The organism is Rhodococcus sp. GA1 (assembly GCF_024321955.1).
Taxonomy (GTDB): domain Bacteria; phylum Actinomycetota; class Actinomycetes; order Mycobacteriales; family Mycobacteriaceae; genus Rhodococcus; species Rhodococcus pyridinivorans.
On sequence record NZ_CP097186.1, the window covers coordinates 742221 to 760378 of the forward strand.

Consider the following 18158-nt stretch of genomic DNA (forward strand, 5'->3'; position numbering starts at 1 on the left):
ACCCACGGTGCACCGACCGGTCTTGGCAGGTCGGTGCACCGTTCGGGTACCGTCGAGGGCGTGTCCGAGCATCGCCCTCCCCGCCGGTTGGCCCTGATCATCCTGGTCCTGGTGGCCGCGGCCGGATGCCTCGGTCTCGGCTACTGGCAGTGGGTCCGGTTCGAAGCGGTCGGCGGCACCTACCAGAATCTCGGCTACGCCCTCCAGTGGCCGGCCTTCGCCTTCTTCTGCGTCTACGCCTACCGGCGCTTCGTCCGCCTCGAGGCCGAGGAGCAGGAAGCCGAGAGCACCGGCGGACGACGCCCCTCCCAGCCGGACGAGCCCACCGAGATTCCCGAGGATCTTCTTCCCACCCGTCCGCGCACGCTCGCCGAGGCACGCGAGCAGGAGGCCGCGGATCCCGACGCACAACAGATCAACGAGTACAACGAGTACCTCGCGCAGCTTGCGCGCAGGTCCGATAGGAGCGCTCAGTGAGCACGACCCCCGAGCAGGCGTCCGGCCAGGCCACCACGCCGCGCGTCGTCAGCGAGGCCGACCGCAAGAAGATCCGGTCGGCTCTGCTGCGTTACCGCGTGCTCGCCTACGCGACCGGTATCTGGCTGCTGATCCTCACCGGTGAGATGGTCGCCAAGTACATCATCGGTGTCGAGAACGTGCCGGCCTGGATCGCGATCGTGCACGGCTGGGTGTACGCGGTGTACCTGGTCCTCACCTTCGACCTGTCGATCAAGGTGCGCTGGCCGATCGCCCGGACGGTGTGGACGCTCCTGGCGGGCACCATCCCGTTCCTGTCCTTCTTCGTCGAGCACAAGCGCACCCAGCAGGTGAAGGCCGACTTCGGCGTCTGAGCCGGTAACCTCCACGAACACGAATCGGGCGGATCCTCTCGAAGGATCCGCCCGATTTCGTTGCGAACGAGCGCGCTCAGCGTCGCGGCAGGCGCACCACCTGCACGAAGAACTCGTCGATCTGGCGCACCGCGTGGATGAACTGATCGAGGTCGACCGGCTTCGTCACGTACGCGTTGGCGTGCAGCTTGTAGCTGCGGAGAATGTCCTCCTCCGCTGCCGAGGTCGTGAGGACGACGACGGGGATGTCGGTGAGGTCGGTGTCGGACTTGACCTGCTCGAGGACCTGCCGTCCGTCGTACTTGGGCAGGTTCAGGTCGAGGAGGATCAGGTCGGGCCGAGGGGCGCTCTCGTACTCTCCGCGCCGGTAGAGGAAGTCGAGTGCCTCCTCGCCGTCGCGGACCACGTGAAGGGTGTTTCCGATCTTGTTGTCCTCGAACGCTTCGCGCGTCATCAATTCGTCGCCGGGGTCGTCCTCGACGAGGAGGACGTCGATCGGCCGCCCGGAAACGCTCATGCAGATGCCCCTTTCAGAGCGACTTCGGTTGCAGACATGTCGTCGCCTGCCTTGGGAATCGTAAAGCAGAATCGACTGCCTTCCCGATACTGCGGGTCGAGCCAGATCTCTCCACCGTGGTATTCGACGATCTTGCGGCAGATGGCCAGGCCGATGCCGGTGCCGGTGTAGACGTCCCGGCCGTGCAGCCTCTGGAAGATCACGAAGACCTTGTCGGCGAACTCTTCGGCGATACCGATTCCGTTGTCCTGCACGGAAAATCGCCAGAACTCGTCGTCCCCGTCGACGATCTCCTCGCAGTCGACCCGGATCTCCACGGGCCTGTCCTCGTGGCGGAATTTGATCGCATTGCCGATCAGGTTCTGCCACAACATGATCATCAGTGTGGGATCGCCCACGATCGTCGGCAGGGACTCGGGCCGGGTGATCTCCGCCCCGGATTCCTCGACCGCCTGGGAGATGTTCGTCAGAGCCGCGTCGAGGGTCACATCCAGTTCGGTGCGGACGTGCGCGTCGCTGACGCGTCCGACGCGGGAGAAGGTCAGCAGGTCGTTGATGAGCACCTGCATACGCTTCGCGCCGTCGACCGCGAAGGCGATGTACTGGGTGCCGCGTTCGTCGAGCTTGTCGCCGTAACGCTTCTCGAGCAGCTGACAGAAGGACGCGACCTTGCGCAGCGGCTCCTGCAGGTCGTGGGAGGCGACGTAGGCGAACTGTTCGAGTTCGGAGTTCGAGCGCCGCAGTTCCGTCGTCTGGTTCTCGAGTTGCTCCTCACGCTCGTGCGCGACCTGCAGTTCGCGCACGATCCGCTCGCGCATGTCCTCGACGTCGCGACCCAGCGCATAGATGTCGGCGGGGCCCTGCGGCTCGATCTCGCGCTCGAAGTTCTGGCCCGCGACGACGCTGCGCGATGCCTGTCGCAGACGCTGGATCGGACGGACCATGATCATCTGGAGCAGGACTGCCAGGCCCACGCCGGCGAGCAGGAAAACCACGACCATGCCGGCAAGGATGCGGTCGCGCGTGGTGCGGGTGTCCTCGAGAGTCGCGATGCCGTCCTCTCGGGCCTGCGTGAGATCGGCGTTCTGGACCTCGAACGCCGCCCGGAGCCGGTCGAACGCGACGCGGCCCGCATCGACGACGGCGGGATCCACGAACTGCGGTTCCCCCGGTACGACGGTGGAGATGAGCGGTTCGGCGTACACGCGTCGCCACTGCGCCGCGTGCGTTTCGATCGCGTCGAGGTCCGCCATCAGCTTCTCCTCCTCGCCGACGAGAGCGCGCAACTCGGCGGCGGCAGCCTCCTCCTCCCGCCGTCCCTCCTCGTAGGGCGTGAGGAAATCGGGATCGGCGGCGAGAATGTAGCCCCGTGCGCCCGTCTCCTGGTTGATCAGCGCCGATTGCAACCGGTACGCCTCGACGCGGGCGGGCTGGATCCGGTCGCGCACGTAGTTGGAGTATTCGGTCGTCTCACGGAGGAAGTGGCTGCCGACCACGGTGCCGACGACCACCAACACACCCAACACGCCGAGTACGAGCAGGAACCATGCCTGGACCGTCATCCTGCGAGAGGGAGGGCGACGCACGTCCCCCGTCTCCGCCGTTGCGTCGCTGTTCGTCATGCGGTGATGATCACTTCCTGTTCCATTGCACGTGGACGACTGCCACGTCGTCGGACAGCCCTCCCCTACTGTCCGCGAGTTTCTCGGCACCGTCGATCAGCGAGTCGGTGAACTCGGCAGCCGGCAGATGGGCGCGTTCGCGCGCGAGCTCGAGGAGTCCTTCCTCACCGAGTCGTTCCGGGCCGTCGCCTCGATGACCCTCGAACAATCCGTCGGTGAACAACACGATCGCGCCGTCCTCGGGCAGATCCAACTCGTGGACGGGCCAGGTGGCCACTCCCGGCAGCAGGCCGAGAGCGGGACCACCGGGCGCTTCGATCCAGTCGATGGTTCCGCGGTGGCGGAGCAGCAGCCCGGGATGACCGGCCCGCATGACCTCGACGGTGCCGTGGTCGGCACACATCGTGAGGTTCGTCATCGACGCGAAGAAGCGACTCTCCGTGCGCTCGGCGACGAGCAGTTCCTCGAGTTGGTGCAAGCGGCGGGGACCGTCTACCCCGCTGAGCACGAGCGTGCGCCACGCGATGCGCAGGCCCACGCCGAGGGCGGCCTCGTCGGGGCCGTGACCGGAGACGTCGCCGATGAGGACGTGGACGGTGCCGTCGCCGGTCTGCACGACGTCGTAGAAGTCGCCGCCGAGAAGAGCAGACGACCGGCCGGGTCGGTAACGGGCGACGACGTCGAAGTCCTGCCCGTCGCGCAGGAGTGGGGACGGGAGCAGGCCGCGTTCGAGTCGGGCGTTCTCCTGCGCGTGAAGCTGGCTCGCCTGGAGTTCCGCCGCAGCGATCTCGGTCTGCTTTCGCTGGATGGCGTAGCGGACGGCGCGGCCGAACAGATCGGGTTCGACGCGTCCCTTGACGAGATAGTCCTGGGCGCCGACGGACAGCGCGGCGAGGCCGGTCTGTTCCTCCGCGAGGCCGGTGAGGACGACGATGGGGACGGAATCGGTGATTTCCTGGATGCGGGCGACGGCTTCGAGGCCGCTCGCATCGGGCAGGTGGAGGTCGAGAAGTACGCAGTCGGGAGCCGACGTGGCGAGTTCGTCGCGGGCCTGCGCAAGTGTCTGCACCCACACGACGGTCATCTCGGGGGCACTGTCGACGACGAGTTCCTCCACGATGAGCGCGTCGCCCGGATCGTCCTCGATGAGGAGCAACGACGGTGGTTCGACCGACTCGCTCTGCGCTCGGTGCATGTCCACTCGGCGCCCCTCCCTCCCTGCTCGAAAGGGAACATTACAGACTCGGCGACAGCATGGTCACAGGGTGGTCACGGCGGGTCGCGGCCTCGGCCGACGGACCGATATGTGCATCTATCGGCACGATCTTGCATGATGGCAAGGTGAACGATCCCATGACCGCGCATCCGCATATGACTGTTTCCACGACCCGTATCGGCTCCGTGGCCGTACTGTCCGTCAACGGCGAAGTCGACATGACGAGTGCCCCGCTCCTCGAGCAGGAAGCCCTCGCACTCCTCGACACCGACATCTCCGGACTTATCGTCGACCTCAGCGGGGTTGATTTCCTCGCTTCGATGGGTATCGCTCTGTTGGTCGAGTTGTCCAAGCGAGCCGGCGACAACACCGGTTTCGCCGTCGTGGCACATGGCAGCGCCACGGCACGCCCGCTCGAACTCCTCGGCCTCGGAGAGGTCCTGGCGATCCATCCGAAGCTCGACGACGCGCTCGTCGGCCTCGGTAACTCGCCGGAAGGCGTCTCCGAGTAGACCGCCGTACCCGACGAACCGAGGAGCCATGTCGTCTGCGCCCGAGGAATCAGCTTTGCTTTTTCCCGACGAGATCCGTTCGTCGGGTGTGCGAGCCGACCCGACCGAGATTGCAGGCCTGCGGGTCGTCACGAGGCGGTGGCTGGCGAAGCTCCCCCTCAGCGAGGACCAACGACAGGACATACTGCTCGCGAGCTACGAAGCGCTCGCGAATGCCGTCGAGCACGCCTATGCGCCGGACGACGCGCACGGCACGCTCGACTACGAGGCGACGTATCTGCCCAACGAGGGTGAGGTGGTCGTGCGGGTCGTCGACCACGGCTCCTGGCACGACGCCGTCGACAGCGACGCCCGACGTTCACGCGGTCACGGGCTGACGCTGATCCGCAATCTGGCCAGCGACGTCCAGGTCTCGGCCGGCCCGAAGGGCACGGTCGTCGAGATGCGCTGGGTCCTCGAGGAGACGGACAGGGCAGAGAACGACAGGGTAGGGGACGACAGGGCAGGGGACGAACTCTCGTCCCACGACGCGAGCTGACTGCGCGGTAGGCGCGCGTCGCGAGTTCCCGATCGAAGCGGCCGCGGGAGGAGCACCATGCTCCTCCCGCGGCCGCTTTCGTCATACCTGCAGGACACCCACGTCCGGCTTCGCGGGACCGAACTTCGGTGCCAGTTCGCGGCGTGCCGCACGGTCGCCGAGGTGTTCGAGCAACCGGCGCCCGGGAGCCGATCTCGTCAGGACCATGTCGCTGCGTTTCCATCTCCGCGGACGCGGTAGCCGCCCTGTGGAGGCGATCGCGTGGATCTTCGTGCGCACGGTCGAGAACGTGGCCGTCTCCTGTGTTCTCGACCGTCCCCCGGTGGATCGGGACGTCGTGGCCGACGAGCTCACCGCCATGGTCACGGCGTATCTGCGGGACATGTCGCTCCCCTGACGGGGCGAACCAGGTGTTCCTCGCTATCGTGGCGGGAACCCTGTGACCCTGACAGGGGGTTTCCGCCGGACCCTTCGGTTCGAAGGGTCCGATGCGGGACGGTGAGTGAGGAGGCGGCGATGGCGCGTTGGAATCCACGGGTGGTACTGGACTGGTTGCGTGCGGGATATCCCGAGGGGATCCCGGCCAAGGATCACTTCGCGTTGCTTGCCGTGCTCGAGCGTCGGCTCACCGACGAGGAACTTCTCGAGGCGATCGAGACGGCGGCGGCGACCGCGTCCGAGCACCCGGAGCGGCAGGTCGACCACGACACCCTGCGGAAGATCGTGGCAGGGGTGATCCACGAGGAACCGGACCCGCAGGACGTCGAGCGCGTCCGTGAGCAGCTGGTCGCTGCGGGCTGGCCCGTTGTGGGCGGTGAACTCTCCCGCGGCGACGAGGCGGCCGAACCCGTCGAACCGGATACGCAACCGACGACCGGGACGACTGCGGCGCCGGCATCCGACGCTGTTGCTGCATCGGATACCGGCGCCGCGGAACCCGTGCGCGAGGAACGTGGGACGCAGGCCGGCGCGCGTTAGCGACTCGCGGCGAGCCGCGAATCAGGCGCTTGCGGCGAGCGCAGCGAGGGCGGGCACGAGCTGGGCGAGTGCCCGTCCTCGATGCGACTGTGCGTCCTTCTCCTCCGCGGACAGTTCCGCGGCGGTGCGTTCCTCGCCTTCGGGGCGGAAGACCGGGTCGTAGCCGAAACCGTTCTCGCCGCGCGGCTCGCGCACGATGCTGCCGCGCCATTCGCCGCGCACGACGGTCGTGACGAATCCGTCGTCCGACGGCACCACGAGCGCGCACGCCGACACGAAGGCCGCGCCGCGACGCTCGTCCGGCACATCCTGCATCTGGCCGAGCAGCAGTGCGGTGTTCGCCTCGTCGTCGCCGTGGCGTCCGCTCCAGCGCGCCGAGAGCACGCCGGGCATGCCGCGCAGGGCGTCGACCTCGAGACCGGAGTCGTCGGCGACGCAGGGCATCCCTGTGGCGGCTGCGCCGTCGCGGGCCTTGGCTCCGGCGTTCGCTTCGAAGGTCTCCCCCGTCTCGGGTGCCTCCGGGTAGGGCGGGACGGTGTCGAGACCTACGAGTTCGATGCCGTCGATCCCGGCGCGGTCGAGCACGCGCTGCAGTTCGCGCAGCTTCTTCGCGTTGCGACTTGCGACCAGCACCCGCACGTCAGACTCCGAACTTCTTCTTGACGACCTCCGCCTCGACCGGCTCGGGCAGGGTCCCCAGGTACGGCTCGGCGAGCACCTCGCGCTGGATCCGGCACAGTTCCTCGATGCCGGCGAGCGAGGAGTCGAGCATCGCGTCGAGCGTGGAACGCGGGAAGGTCGCGCCTTCGCCGGTGCCCTGGACCTCGACGAGGGTGCCTGTCTCGGTGGCGACGACGTTCATGTCGACCTCGGCGCGCACGTCCTCCTCGTAGGGCAGGTCGAGACGGACACGTCCGTCGACCACGCCGACGCTGACGGCGGCGATCTGGCACGAGATGGGCTGCGGGTCGGCGAGGCTGCCCGCGGCACGCAGGTAGGTCACCGCGTCGCACAGTGCGACATAGGCGCCGGTGATCGCCGCGGTGCGGGTGCCTCCGTCGGCCTGCAGCACGTCGCAGTCGATCGCGATGGTGTTCTCGCCAAGGGCGGCGAGGTCGATGCATGCGCGCAGCGACCGGCCGACCAGGCGGCTGATCTCCTGGGTGCGGCCGCCGAGCTTGCCCTTGACCGACTCGCGTCCGCTGCGAGTGTGGGTGGCGGCGGGAAGCATCGCGTACTCGGCGGTGAGCCAGCCGAGACCGGAGCCCCTACGCCACCGCGGCACGCCTTCCTCGACGCTGGCGGTGCACATCACGCGGGTCTGTCCGAATTCGACGAGCACGGAGCCCGCCGGGTGGTTGGTGAAACCCCGGGTGATGCGAATGCTCCGGAGTTCGTCGTCCGCTCTGCCGTCTTCTCGTGTCGTCACTCGTCCGAGCCTAGGCGATCCGGGGGCGGGCCTTTCAGATGCGGTACACGTCTCCGGCGGTGACCGCGTGGACCGGTCCGGAGTACTCGGCCTTGGCCTCGGCGATGACGTCCTCGCGGGAGGTCCACGGCGGGATGTGGGTCAGGAGGAGTTCGCCGACACCGGCGAGGGCCGCGACGCGACCGGCCTCGGCGCCCGAGAGGTGCACGCCCTCGGGGCGTTCCCCCGGCGCGTGGGTCCACGACGCCTCGGCGAGCAGCACGTGGGCGCCGCGGGCGAGTTCGACGACCGAATCGCACATGCCGGTGTCGCCTGTGTAGACGAGGGTGCGGCCGGAGTCGCTGGTGATGCGGAAGCCGTAGGCCTCCGGCGGGTGGTGGACGCGGCCGGGGCAGATGGTCAGGCTCCCGAACCGGATCTGCTCGCCGTCGCCGAGCATCCGGACGTCCAGGGTGTCGCTGACGTCGTCGACCTCGCCGGGGATCTCCGCGGACGCCACACCGATGCGGTGGGCGGTGCCGGCGGGACCGTAGGTGAGGACGCGGCCCTGCGGCGGGGACGGCGAGTAGCGGCGCCAGACCAGCAGACCGGGCAGGTCGAGGCAGTGATCGGCGTGCAGATGGGACAGGAGGATCGACACTTCGCCGGGGTCGGCGTGGCGCTGGAGCGCGCCGAGGACGCCGGGACCGAAGTCGATGACCAGGGGCGGGGTGTCCGGTGCCGTCAGCAGGTAGCCGGAGGCTGCGGAATCCGGCCCGGCCACACTGCCCGAGCACCCCAGAACGGTCATGCGCATATCAGCCATGCTGCCATGCCGAAGGTCCCTCGATGAAGCCAACGCGCGTATTGCGGCGCAGACTCACAGTGGCCGGGAAGGTGTGACGCGCGGATCGTTCGGCCACTTCGCGCGGCCGATCGGCGGGTTGTCGGCGCGGGTGGTCAGCGCGGCACGACCGAGGGGGTGGTGCGACGGGCGCGACGCGCGTCCGCGGACAGCGCCCACGCCGCGAGAACGCCGCCGACCGCACCGAAGAAGTGCCCCTCCCAGGAGATCCACGGTTCGCTCGGCAGCACCCCCCACAGCATGCCGCCGTAGAGGAACAGCACCACGACTCCCAGCAGGATCTGCCCGGCCTTGCGGGTGAACACTCCGCGCACGATCAAATAGGTGAGCCACCCGAAGATCAGGCTCGACGCTCCGATGTGGGTCTCGCCCGAGCCCGCGATCAGCCACGTCCCCACTCCTGCGACGACCCAGATGATCGCGGTCGCGGCCAGGCCGCGCCCGATGCCGGAGAGCAGCACCAGGAAGCCGAGGACGAGCGCGGGCACGGTGTTGGCGGTGAGGTGGGCCCAGTCGGCGTGCAGGATCGGCGCGAACAGCACGCCCCACAGCCCGTCGGCGGTGCGGGGTTCGACACCGGCCGCGTCGAGATCGGCGGGGAGCACCGCATCGACGGTCTCGATGCCGTAGAGCATCGCGACGAACCCGCCGATCCACAGTCCGGCACGTTGCCAGATCGGCCGGATGCGGGTGTCGGCGCCGGTGCCGCTGGGAATGGTCATGGCACCATTCTGCCGTCACGTACCGGTCAGTGGCCGAAGACCGAGGGCAGCACGTCGCGATAGGCGGGGATGTCGGCCACGGAGGTCGCGGACAGGATCGCGTCGACGATCGCGCGTTCGACCACCACCGCGGCGGCCTCGCACACCGCGGCGAGGATCGGCAGTTCGGCGGCGAAGGCCAGGATCGACGAGGCGTCGCCCAGTGCGTCGGAGACGTCGGCGGTGCCGGTCGAGAGGGCGAAGATCGTGTCGCCGTCGAGCGGTGAGTGCGCGGGACGGATCGCGCGGCCGAGACCGTCGTGCCCGGTGACCGCGACGCGACGGCACGCCGCCTTCGACAGCGGTGCGTCGGTGGCGACCACACCGATCGTGGTGTTCAGGACGGTGCCCTTGTCGCCGAGCGCGCGGGCCGCGGCCAGATCCACCGCGGAGGGCGACGACAGTCCGAGTTCTTCGGCTCGCGCGGCGTCGACGCCCCAGGGCAGTCCGGTCACGGGGTCGAACACCGAGCCGACGGGGTTGGCGACCATCAGTGCCGCCACGGTCACCCCGGTCGCGGGACCGTCCGTGATCCGCACGCTCGCCGAGCCGATGCCGCCCTTGAGCGCCCCGGCGCGGGCACCGGTGCCGGCGCCGACGCTGCCGCGCTCGAGGTGCGTGGAGCTGGCGGTGGCCGCGGCGGTGCATCCGGAATCGGCGGTCGGGCGCGCGGACCACTGACCCACCGGCAGGTCGAAGATGACGGCGCCGGGGACGATCGGGACGACCGCGCCGGGCGCACCCATCGGGATGCCCTTGCCGTTCTTCTCGAGATAGCGCATCACGCCGTCGGCGGCGGCCAGCCCGTATGCGCTGCCACCCGTGAGGAGGACCGCGTCGACACGCTGCACGGAATGACTCGGATCGAGCAGGTCGGTCTCCCGGGTGCCCGGTCCCCCGCCGCGCACGTCCACCGATGCGACGGCGGACGGGTCGGCGAGCACGACGGTGCATCCCGTGGCGGCGCCCGTACCGGGAATCTCGGGGGTGCCGACGGTGACCTCGGGATCGAGGCGCTGCCAGTGGCCGACACTCAGACCCGCCACGTCGAGCAGCGAATCGGTCGGCCCCGGCACGGTCACGGCTGAAGCGCCTGGACGAGGGAGTCCTGCATCCATGTCAGCCAGTGGTAGACGTCGAGATGCGGGGCACGCGGATCGTCGTCGTCGAGGACGTCGGGGGTGTCGGCGTCGATGCCGAGGGTGGTGCCGAGCGCGAGCCGCACGTCGTTGAGCCCGTACAGCCAGGCTTCGGCCTGTTCGGGATTGAGCACCACCTTGCCGCCGCCTTCGGGCACGGTGCGCAGGATGACCGCGCCGGCGGCGAGCTTCGCATCGATGATGCTCGGTTCGTGCAGGCTCCGCATCGCACCGTTGAGGTCGGCGGCGTCGTCGCCGACATCGGCGACGGCATCGGCGTCGGGGCGGTGGAAGTCGGGAAGGAGTCGTCGCAGCGCCGGGATCTCGGGCGGGGTGGCGTTACCGGTGCGCAGGCCGGTCAGCGCCGCGAGGTCGTCCTGCGGGGTCTGTCCGGCGCGTTCCTCGAGCATGCCCAGCACAGAGGACACGAGCGACCGCAGCACCGACGCTTCGTGGGCGTCCATCTCCGACCGGAGCTTGGGGCCGCTGAGCGAGTTCTTCCTGGTCCACTGCCGCACGTCGGTCGGGCCCTCCTGTGGGGATCATTCGTCGCGTTGCATCGTCGCCCACAGTCCGGCGGCGTGCAGACGCTGCACGTCGTGTTCCATCTTGTCACGCGAACCACTCGACACGACGGCCTTGCCCTCGTTGTGGACCTTGAGCATGAGCTCGGTGGCCTTGGCCTTGCTGTACCCGAACAGCTTCTGGAAGATGAACGTCACGTAGTGCATGAGGTTGACGGGGTCGTCCCAGACCACGGTCACCCATGGCCTGTCGACCGCTTCGATCTCCTCGACGATTTCGGCCTCGGCCGGAACGGCCTGTCCCGCCATGGCCGGAACGGCCTGGCCGGCCATGAATCGGACGTCGAGCGGAGTGGTCGTACTACACGGCGCCATGTTCCCAGGGTACGACTTTGGAGCACGGCGAAAAACCCGCCTCGGAGGCCGTGGCTCTACAGTGATCGGGTGCCCGAAGCCATTCACCGTGCCGGTCGTCCCGGCACCGCACTGTTCACGGACAAGTACGAGTTGACCATGCTCGAGGCTGCCCTGGCGGACGGCACGGGCGACCGCCCGTGCGTCTTCGAGGTCTTCGCCCGGCGTCTTCCCCCGGGCCGGCGGTACGGCGTCGTCGCAGGCACCGCGCGGTTGATCGAGGCACTCGGATCGTTCCGGTTCGACGAGGCCGAACTCGAACTCGCCGCCGGTTTTCTCGCTCCGCGCACCGTCGAGTGGCTGCGCGACTTCCGGTTCTCCGGCGACATCGACGGTTACCGCGAGGGCGACTTCTACTTCCCGGGTTCACCGATCCTGTCGGTGAGCGGCACCTTCGCCGAGTGTGTGCTACTCGAGACGCTGACGCTGTCGATCTTCAACCACGACAGTGCGATCGCCTCCGCGGCGGCGCGCATGGTGAGTGTGGCCGACGGCCGCGCGCTCATCGAGATGGGGTCGCGGCGTACCCACGAGGAAGCGGCGGTCGCCGCGGCGCGCGCGGCCTATCTCGCGGGCTTCGACTCGACGTCCAATCTGCAGGCCGCACAGCGGTACGGCATCCCCGCAGCGGGTACCGCCGCGCACGCGTTCACCCTGCTGCACACCACGACGGCTGGTCGCGACGAGGCGTCCGCCTTCCGCAGCCAGGTCGAGAGTCTCGGTGTGGGCACGACCCTGCTGGTGGACACCTACGACATCACCGAGGGCGTGAACACGGCGATCGCGGTGGCCGGCCCCGAACTCGGTGGCGTGCGGATCGATTCGGGCGATCTCGGTGTGCTCGCCCGCCAGGTGCGCGAACAACTCGACGGACTCGGCGCGACCCGCACGAAGATCGTGATGTCCGGTGATCTCGACGAATACGGGATCGCGGGTCTGCGCGCCGAACCGGTCGACGGCTACGGCGTCGGCACCTCGCTGGTGACCGGCTCGGGAGCTCCGACGGCGGGCATGGTCTTCAAGCTCGTGGAGGTCGACGGCCTCGCGGTCGAGAAGCGCAGTGCGTCGAAGGAGTCCCGAGGGGGCGCGAAGCGGGCCGTCCGGTACGCGCGGAGGACGGGCACGCTCGTCGAGGAGGTCGTGTACCCGGCCCGCGCCGAGCAGGTCCCGCCGGGTGAGGGTTCACAGGTCCACGAACTGATGATCCCGCTGGTCCGCGGCGGCGAGGCGGTCGGCGATCTGCCTACCCTGGAGGAGAGCCGTGAGTACCTCCGGCAGGGCATGGTGCGTCTGCCGTGGGAGGGCCTGACGCTCTCGGCCGGGGATCCCGCCCTCCCCACCCGCTTCGTCCGTGAGAGGTGAGTGCCATGCGCGCATTGCTGGTGGTCGACGTCCAGAACGACTTCTGCGAGGGCGGTTCGCTCGCCGTGGAGGGCGGCTCGCGGGTGGCGTCCGACATCACCCGGTTCCTGCAGGCGCACGGTGACGACTACGCGTACATCGCCGCAACCCGCGACCACCACGTCGATCCCGGAGACCATTTCTCTCCCGAACCCGATTTCGTCGACTCGTGGCCGCCGCACTGCCGGGCAGGGACGCCGGGCGCGGACTTCCACCCCGAACTGACTACGGACCGGTTCGAGGCCGTCTTCTCGAAGGGTGCCGACGACGCCGCCTATTCGGGCTTCGAAGGAATCGACGACGAGGGCACGACGTTGGCGTCGTGGTTGCGCGACCGCGGCGTGACGGACGTCGACATCGTCGGGATCGCCACCGACCACTGTGTGCGGGCCACCGCGCTCGACGCGATCGCGGAGGGTTTCGGCGCCCGGGTGCTGCTGCCGTACACCGCTGGGGTGTCGGAGACGACGATCCGCCCAGCCCTCGAGCGGATGCGCGAGGCCGGTGTCGAGCTGGTCACCGACCTTCCCTGCGTCACCGATATCACCGAAGTCACAGGTAGCTGGGCCGCAGACCGAAGGTGACGGTGGGGACCGATAGCCTGTGCCGGTGCCGGATCTCCCCGAAGTCCCAGAATTGCTGCGAACCGCGGTGCACGCGCTGGGCGGTAAGGAGCGGCGCAACCAGCTGACGATGGCCTCGGCCGTCGCGCACAGCATCGACACCGGCGAACACCTCGCCGTGCAGGCCGGCACGGGTACCGGCAAGTCGCTGGCCTATCTCGTGCCGAGCATCCGCTACGCGGTGAAGACGGGTCGCACCGTGGTGGTCTCCACCGCGACCATCGCGCTGCAGCGGCAGCTCGTCGAGCGCGACCTGCCGCGACTCGCCGACGCCCTCGCCGGTTCGCTCGGCCGTCGCCCGCGTTTCGCGATCCTCAAGGGTCGCGGAAACTACCTGTGTCTGAACAAGATCCATACCGGTCTCGCCGAGGAGACGCCCGACGCCGAACTGTTCGACGCGTTCGCCCTCTCGCGCATCGGCCGCGAAGTGCGGCGGGTGACGGAGTGGTCGTCCACCACCGAGACCGGCGACCGCGACGACCTGTCCCCCGGTGTCTCCGATCAGGCGTGGCGTCAGCTGTCCGTCACCGCCCGCGAGTGCCTCGGCAAGTCGCGGTGCCCGGTGGGAGAAGACTGCTTCGCCGAGATCGCGCGCGCCGAGGCCGCGCAGGTCGACGTGGTCGTCACCAACCACGCGCTGCTTGCGATCGATGCGATCACCGGCATCTCGATCCTGCCCGAGCACGATGTCGTGGTCGTCGACGAGGCCCATGAACTCGTCGATCGGATCACGAACGTCGCCACGGCCGAGTTGTCGCCGGGCACGGTGTCGGCGGCTGCGCGGCGCTGCGTCAAGCTCGTCGAGGACCAGGAGATCGACCGGCTCGACGGTGCCGCCGAGAACTGGGAGTCGTTCCTCGAAGAACTGCCGGCTGGGCGCTGGGACGAACTGCCCGAGGGCGCGGCGGCCGCGCTGGCCTCGATCCGCGATGCCGCCTGGGCCGTACACACGGCGATCGGACCGGCCAAGCCCGGCACCGATCCCGAGGTCGCCGCGGCCCGCAGTCAGGCGCTCGCGGAGATCGACGAGGTGCACGACTGCGCGGTCCGGGTGCTGACGACCTTCGAGCAGCGAGACCCTTCGCAGCGACCCGACGTCGTGTGGCTTGCCGCCGACGAGTTCCGCGGCAACGTGCGCCGCACCGTGCGGGTCGCGCCGCTGTCGGTCGGTGGGTTGTTGCGCAGCCGGTTGTTCGGTGAGTCCACCGTCGTCCTCACGTCCGCGACCCTCACGGTCGGCGGGTCGTTCGACGGCCTCGCGGTCAACTGGGGTCTGCCGCCGCAGTCGCCGGCCCGCAGCGACACCACCTCCGCGTCGGGTGCCGAACCTCCTTCCGACAAGGGCGATCTCGCGTGGAATGGGATCGACGTGGGGTCGCCCTTCGATCACGCGAAGGCGGGCATCCTCTACATCGCCAAGCATTTGACGCCACCCGGCCGCGACGGTCTGCCGCCCTCGCATCTCGACGAGATCGCCGAACTGGTCACCGCCGCCGAGGGGCGCACGCTCGGGTTGTTCTCCTCGATGCGCGCCGCGAAGGCCGCCACCGAGGCGCTGCGCGAGCGTCTCGACACGCCGATCCTGTGCCAGGGCGACGACGCGACCGGCGCGCTGGTCGAGAAGTTCGCAGCCGACGACGCGACGAGCCTGTTCGGCACCCTGTCGCTGTGGCAGGGCGTCGACGTTCCGGGCCCGTCGCTGTCGCTGGTGATCATCGACCGGATTCCGTTCCCCCGCCCCGACGATCCGCTGCTGGTCGCCCGGCAGCGCGCCGTGGAGGCTCGCGGCGGCAACGGGTTCATGGCGGTCGCCGCCAATCACGCCGCTCTGCTGTTGGCGCAGGGTGTCGGGCGACTGTTGCGCAGCACCGACGACCGGGGCGTGGTGGCGGTGCTCGACTCGCGCCTGGCGACCGCACGGTACGGCGGTTATCTGCGTGCGTCGCTGCCGCCGTTCTGGGAGACGGCCGATCCGGCGGTGGTCCGCCGGGCACTCACGCGTTTGCGCGGCTGAGCACCCGGCGGGTCGTGATCTCCTACGGGAGCGCGACCATGCCGAGTTCGGCGGGTGAGGCGAGCAGCCCGTGCCTGGGCAGCACCCGCACCGTGTAGCCGACGGCGCCGGCGAGCGGCAGCGGCACGGTCGCGGTGAACTCCTCTCCCAGCGGGTCGGTACCGATGTGCTGCATCGGCACGGTGACGGGGTCGCCGATCGTGTCGTCGGAGCCCACGCGCCCGACCACGGCCTGCACCTCGACATCTTCCGGGGTCAGGTCGCCGAGTTGGACGTGCGCGGTCAGCCCCAGCGGCAGACCGATCTGCGGCACGTCCGGAATCGGCGTCGAATCGACCTGCGCGACACGCACTCCCGGCCACGCCGCCTCGATGCGGTGCCGGTAGTCGGCCAGCGCCCGCGCACCCGCGTAGTCGTCGGCGGTCACCTTCGAGGCTGCCGCGGCCGCGGGGATGTAGTAGTCGACGGCGTAATCGCGCACCATGCGCGAGGCGAGCACCTTCGGGCCGAGATCCTCGAGCGTGTGGCGCACCATCTCGATCCAGCGGGCCGGCACACCGTCGGAGTCGCGGTCGTAGAAGCGCGGCAGCACCGAGCGTTCGAGCAACTCGTACAGCGCGGCGGCCTCGAGATCGTCGCGGCGGGTGTCGTCGACCCCGTCGGCGGTGGGGATGGCCCAGCCGTTCTCGCCGTCGAACATCTCGTCCCACCATCCGTCGCGGATGGACAGGTTGAGACCGCCGTTGAGAGCCGACTTCATGCCCGACGTACCGCACGCCTCGAGCGGGCGCAGCGGGTTGTTCAGCCACACATCGCAACCCCAGTACAGATAGCGGGCCATCGACATGTCGTAGTTGGGCAGGAAGACGATTCGGTGCCGCACGTCGTACTCGTCGGCGAACCGCACGACCTGCTGGATGAGCGCCTTGCCGGCGTCGTCGGCGGGGTGGCTCTTGCCGGCGACGACGAGCTGCACGGGCCGTTCGTCGTCGAGCAGCAGGGCGCGCAGCCGTTCGGGGTCGCGCAGCATCAGGGTGAGGCGCTTGTAGGTGGGCACGCGCCGCGCGAACCCGACGGTGAGGACGTTCGGATCGAAGACCGACTCGATCCAGCCCAGTTCGGCCTCGGTGGCGCCGCGTTCGAGCCACGACTCGCGCAGCCGGCGACGCACCTCGGCGACGAGCTGGGCGCGCAGCGCGTTCCGGGTGGACCACAGTTCCTTGCGGTCGATGGTCTGGAGCAGTTCCCAGCCGCGGGCCTCCTCGACGCGGTCGGGTCCGGCGAGGCGGTTGGCGAGCGCGATCCATTCGCGCGCGGCCCAGGTGGGGGCGTGCACACCGTTGGTGACCGAGCCGATGGGCACTTCGGCGGCGTCGAATCCGGGCCATAGTCCTTCGAACATGCCGCGGCTGACCTCGCCGTGCAGCTTCGACACACCGTTGCAGCGCTGGCCGAGGCGCAGACCAAGATGTGCCATGTTGAACACGTTCGGGTTGCTCTCGCGTCCGAGCGCGAGGATGCGGTCGACGGTGAGGCCGGGCAACAGTGCCGACTCGTTCTCGCCGTTGGTGCCCGAGAAGTAGTGGCGCACGAGATCGATCGGGAAGCGGTCGATACCCGCGGGCACGGGGGTGTGGGTGGTGAAGACCGTGCCGGCCCGCACGGCGGCGAGCGCTTCGTCGAAGTCGAGTCCGGCGCCGGTGACGAGTTCGCGGATGCGTTCGGCGCCGAGGAAGCCCGCGTGTCCCTCGTTCATGTGGAAGACATCGGGGTCGGGCAGGCCGTGGATGCGCGTGTAGGCGCGCACCGCGCGGACACCGCCGACGCCGGCGAGGATCTCCTGCTTGATGCGGTGGTCCTGGTCGCCGCCGTAGAGGCGGTCGGTGACCCCGCACAGCTCCTCGTCGTTGGACGGGATGTCGGAGTCGAGCAGCAGCAGCGGGACGCGCCCGACCTGGGCGATCCAGATTCGCGCGTCGAGTGTGCGCCCGCCAGGCACGGCGACCTGCACGAGCGCGGCGGTGCCGTCGGCCTCGGTGAGCAGTCGCAGCGGCAGGCCCTGCGGGTCGTAGGAGGGGTAGTGCTCCATCTGCCATCCGTCGGCGCTGAGCGACTGCCGGAAGTAGCCGGACCGGTAGAGCAGGCCGACGCCGATGAGCGGCAGGCCGAGATCGGAGGCGGCCTTGAGGTGGTCGCCGGCAAGGATTCCGAGGCCGCCGGAGTAGTTCGGCAGCACCTCGGTGACACCGAACTCCATGGAGAAGTAGGCGATGCCGGCGGGCAGTGTCGTGCCGCGCTCCTGCTGTTCCTGGAACCAGCGGGGGCGGGTGAGGTAGTGCTCGAGGTCGGCGGCAGCGGCGTCGAGCCGGGCGAGGAAGTCGCCGTCCTCGGCGAGCGCATCGAGTCGGGCCGGCGGCACCTCGCCGAGCAGTCGGACAGGGTCATTGCTGCACCGGCGCCACAGGTCCGGGTCGACCGATTCGAACAGGTCCTGGGTCTGCGGGTGCCACGACCATCTGAGGTTGGCCGTCAGGGCTCCCAGCGCAGCCAGCCGCTCGGGAAGATGGGCTCGTACGGTGAACCGGCGCAGTGCTTTCACGGGGTGCACACTACCGACCGACCGAGCTTCGTGACGGCCGGGCGGCGGATCTCATGTGCCCGGATCCATGCCGGTCGCGGACAGGATCGCCCGGCACCCGGAGAGGGCCACACCGCGGGGCCTTCTCTCCTGCGGCCGACCTCCCGTCGACCGGTGGACTCAGAGTCCGCCGAGGA

The 18158-nt window shown here is 69.2% G+C and carries 20 protein-coding genes and 1 pseudogene; 9 read left to right on the plus strand and 12 right to left on the minus strand.

Annotation, left to right across the window (positions count from 1 at the left end):
* The first annotated feature begins 60 nt into the window (after nt 1-60).
* Nucleotides 61-477 (plus strand): transcriptional regulator, encoded by a 417-nt coding sequence (locus M3330_RS03560; protein WP_255027020.1) that lies wholly within the window; start codon nt 61-63, stop codon nt 475-477.
* On the plus strand, nt 474-851 hold the full coding sequence (locus M3330_RS03565; RefSeq protein WP_006554752.1) for a DUF3817 domain-containing protein: 378 nt from the start codon (nt 474-476) through the stop codon (nt 849-851). The genes M3330_RS03560 and M3330_RS03565 overlap by 4 nt, the downstream gene beginning before the upstream one ends.
* A gap of 76 nt (nt 852-927) precedes the next feature.
* On the opposite strand, the gene M3330_RS03570 is transcribed toward M3330_RS03565, so the two are convergent.
* The 3 genes from M3330_RS03570 to M3330_RS03580 form a co-directional block, all read right to left on the minus strand.
* Nucleotides 928-1368: a response regulator gene (locus M3330_RS03570; RefSeq protein ID WP_006554751.1), complete on the minus strand. Its 441-nt coding sequence runs from the start codon at nt 1366-1368 to the stop codon at nt 928-930.
* Nucleotides 1365-2930 (minus strand): CHASE3 domain-containing protein, encoded by a 1566-nt coding sequence (locus M3330_RS03575; protein WP_255028815.1) that lies wholly within the window; start codon nt 2928-2930, stop codon nt 1365-1367. Before M3330_RS03575 ends, M3330_RS03570 begins: the two co-directional genes overlap by 4 nt.
* A 70-nt stretch (nt 2931-3000) precedes the next feature.
* Nucleotides 3001-4185, minus strand: a complete 1185-nt coding sequence (locus tag M3330_RS03580; RefSeq protein ID WP_232333466.1) for a PP2C family protein-serine/threonine phosphatase — start codon at nt 4183-4185, stop codon at nt 3001-3003.
* A gap of 176 nt (nt 4186-4361) precedes the next feature.
* Between M3330_RS03580 and M3330_RS03585 the strand changes: the two genes are divergently transcribed.
* Together M3330_RS03585 and M3330_RS03590 are read left to right on the plus strand one after the other, a co-directional pair.
* Nucleotides 4362-4718 carry an STAS domain-containing protein gene (locus tag M3330_RS03585; RefSeq protein ID WP_019288992.1) on the plus strand — a complete coding sequence of 119 codons (357 nt, stop codon included), beginning with the start codon at nt 4362-4364 and terminating at the stop codon, nt 4716-4718.
* A gap of 28 nt (nt 4719-4746) precedes the next feature.
* On the plus strand, nt 4747-5256 hold the full coding sequence (locus tag M3330_RS03590) for an ATP-binding protein (protein WP_247848821.1): 510 nt from the start codon (nt 4747-4749) through the stop codon (nt 5254-5256).
* 81 nt (nt 5257-5337) lie between these two features.
* On the opposite strand, the gene M3330_RS03595 is transcribed toward M3330_RS03590, so the two are convergent.
* Nucleotides 5338-5463: a hypothetical protein gene (locus M3330_RS03595; protein WP_255027026.1), complete on the minus strand. Its 126-nt coding sequence runs from the start codon at nt 5461-5463 to the stop codon at nt 5338-5340.
* On the opposite strand from M3330_RS03595, the gene M3330_RS03600 reads away from it, so the two are divergent.
* Both M3330_RS03600 and M3330_RS24455 read left to right on the plus strand, forming a co-directional pair.
* Nucleotides 5462-5653, plus strand: coding sequence for a hypothetical protein (locus M3330_RS03600; protein ID WP_019288989.1), 192 nt, complete (start codon nt 5462-5464; stop codon nt 5651-5653). The two genes, M3330_RS03595 and M3330_RS03600, sit on opposite strands and share 2 nt — an antisense overlap.
* A 119-nt stretch (nt 5654-5772) precedes the next feature.
* Nucleotides 5773-6066, plus strand: a pseudogene (locus M3330_RS24455) (DUF3349 domain-containing protein); the annotation flags it as partial.
* A gap of 189 nt (nt 6067-6255) precedes the next feature.
* Here M3330_RS24455 and rdgB read toward each other — a convergent pair.
* From rdgB to clpS, 7 genes are all read right to left on the minus strand, one after another.
* A complete protein-coding gene (gene rdgB, locus M3330_RS03610) occupies nt 6256-6867 on the minus strand; it encodes an RdgB/HAM1 family non-canonical purine NTP pyrophosphatase (RefSeq protein ID WP_006554745.1) in 612 nt (203 codons plus the stop codon).
* Nucleotides 6868-6874: 7 nt separating this feature from the next.
* Nucleotides 6875-7663 (minus strand): ribonuclease PH, encoded by a 789-nt coding sequence (gene rph, locus M3330_RS03615; RefSeq protein WP_006554744.1) that lies wholly within the window; start codon nt 7661-7663, stop codon nt 6875-6877.
* A 34-nt stretch (nt 7664-7697) separates the two neighbouring features.
* The gene (locus tag M3330_RS03620) at nt 7698-8459 is read right to left on the minus strand and encodes a cyclic nucleotide-degrading phosphodiesterase (RefSeq protein ID WP_033096427.1); all 762 of its coding nucleotides are present in this window, start codon (nt 8457-8459) and stop codon (nt 7698-7700) included.
* A gap of 143 nt (nt 8460-8602) precedes the next feature.
* On the minus strand, nt 8603-9229 hold the full coding sequence (locus M3330_RS03625) for a rhomboid family intramembrane serine protease (RefSeq protein WP_006554742.1): 627 nt from the start codon (nt 9227-9229) through the stop codon (nt 8603-8605).
* 26 nt (nt 9230-9255) lie between these two features.
* A complete protein-coding gene (locus tag M3330_RS03630; RefSeq protein WP_255027027.1) occupies nt 9256-10350 on the minus strand; it encodes a P1 family peptidase in 1095 nt (364 codons plus the stop codon).
* The gene (locus M3330_RS03635; protein WP_019288984.1) at nt 10347-10925 is read right to left on the minus strand and encodes a DUF2017 domain-containing protein; all 579 of its coding nucleotides are present in this window, start codon (nt 10923-10925) and stop codon (nt 10347-10349) included. The genes M3330_RS03630 and M3330_RS03635 overlap by 4 nt, the downstream gene beginning before the upstream one ends.
* A gap of 24 nt (nt 10926-10949) precedes the next feature.
* Complete coding sequence (clpS, locus tag M3330_RS03640; protein WP_006554739.1) at nt 10950-11264, minus strand: ATP-dependent Clp protease adapter ClpS; 315 nt, start codon at nt 11262-11264, stop codon at nt 10950-10952.
* Between the two features lie 111 nt (nt 11265-11375).
* Here clpS and M3330_RS03645 point away from each other — a divergent pair, with 111 nt between their 5' ends.
* The 3 genes from M3330_RS03645 to M3330_RS03655 are packed head-to-tail and all read left to right on the plus strand — an operon-like array spanning nt 11376 to nt 15383.
* Entirely contained in the window at nt 11376-12707 is a 1332-nt protein-coding gene (locus M3330_RS03645; protein ID WP_255027029.1) for a nicotinate phosphoribosyltransferase, read from the plus strand.
* Nucleotides 12708-12712: 5 nt separating this feature from the next.
* Nucleotides 12713-13330, plus strand: coding sequence for a nicotinamidase (locus tag M3330_RS03650; RefSeq protein WP_033096423.1), 618 nt, complete (start codon nt 12713-12715; stop codon nt 13328-13330).
* 25 nt (nt 13331-13355) lie between these two features.
* Nucleotides 13356-15383 carry an ATP-dependent DNA helicase gene (locus M3330_RS03655; RefSeq protein WP_024100508.1) on the plus strand — a complete coding sequence of 676 codons (2028 nt, stop codon included), beginning with the start codon at nt 13356-13358 and terminating at the stop codon, nt 15381-15383.
* A 22-nt stretch (nt 15384-15405) separates the two neighbouring features.
* Here M3330_RS03655 and glgP read toward each other — a convergent pair whose 3' ends face one another.
* Nucleotides 15406-17982 carry an alpha-glucan family phosphorylase gene (gene glgP / locus M3330_RS03660; RefSeq protein WP_024100507.1) on the minus strand — a complete coding sequence of 859 codons (2577 nt, stop codon included), beginning with the start codon at nt 17980-17982 and terminating at the stop codon, nt 15406-15408.
* Between the last annotated feature and the right edge of the window lie 176 nt (nt 17983-18158).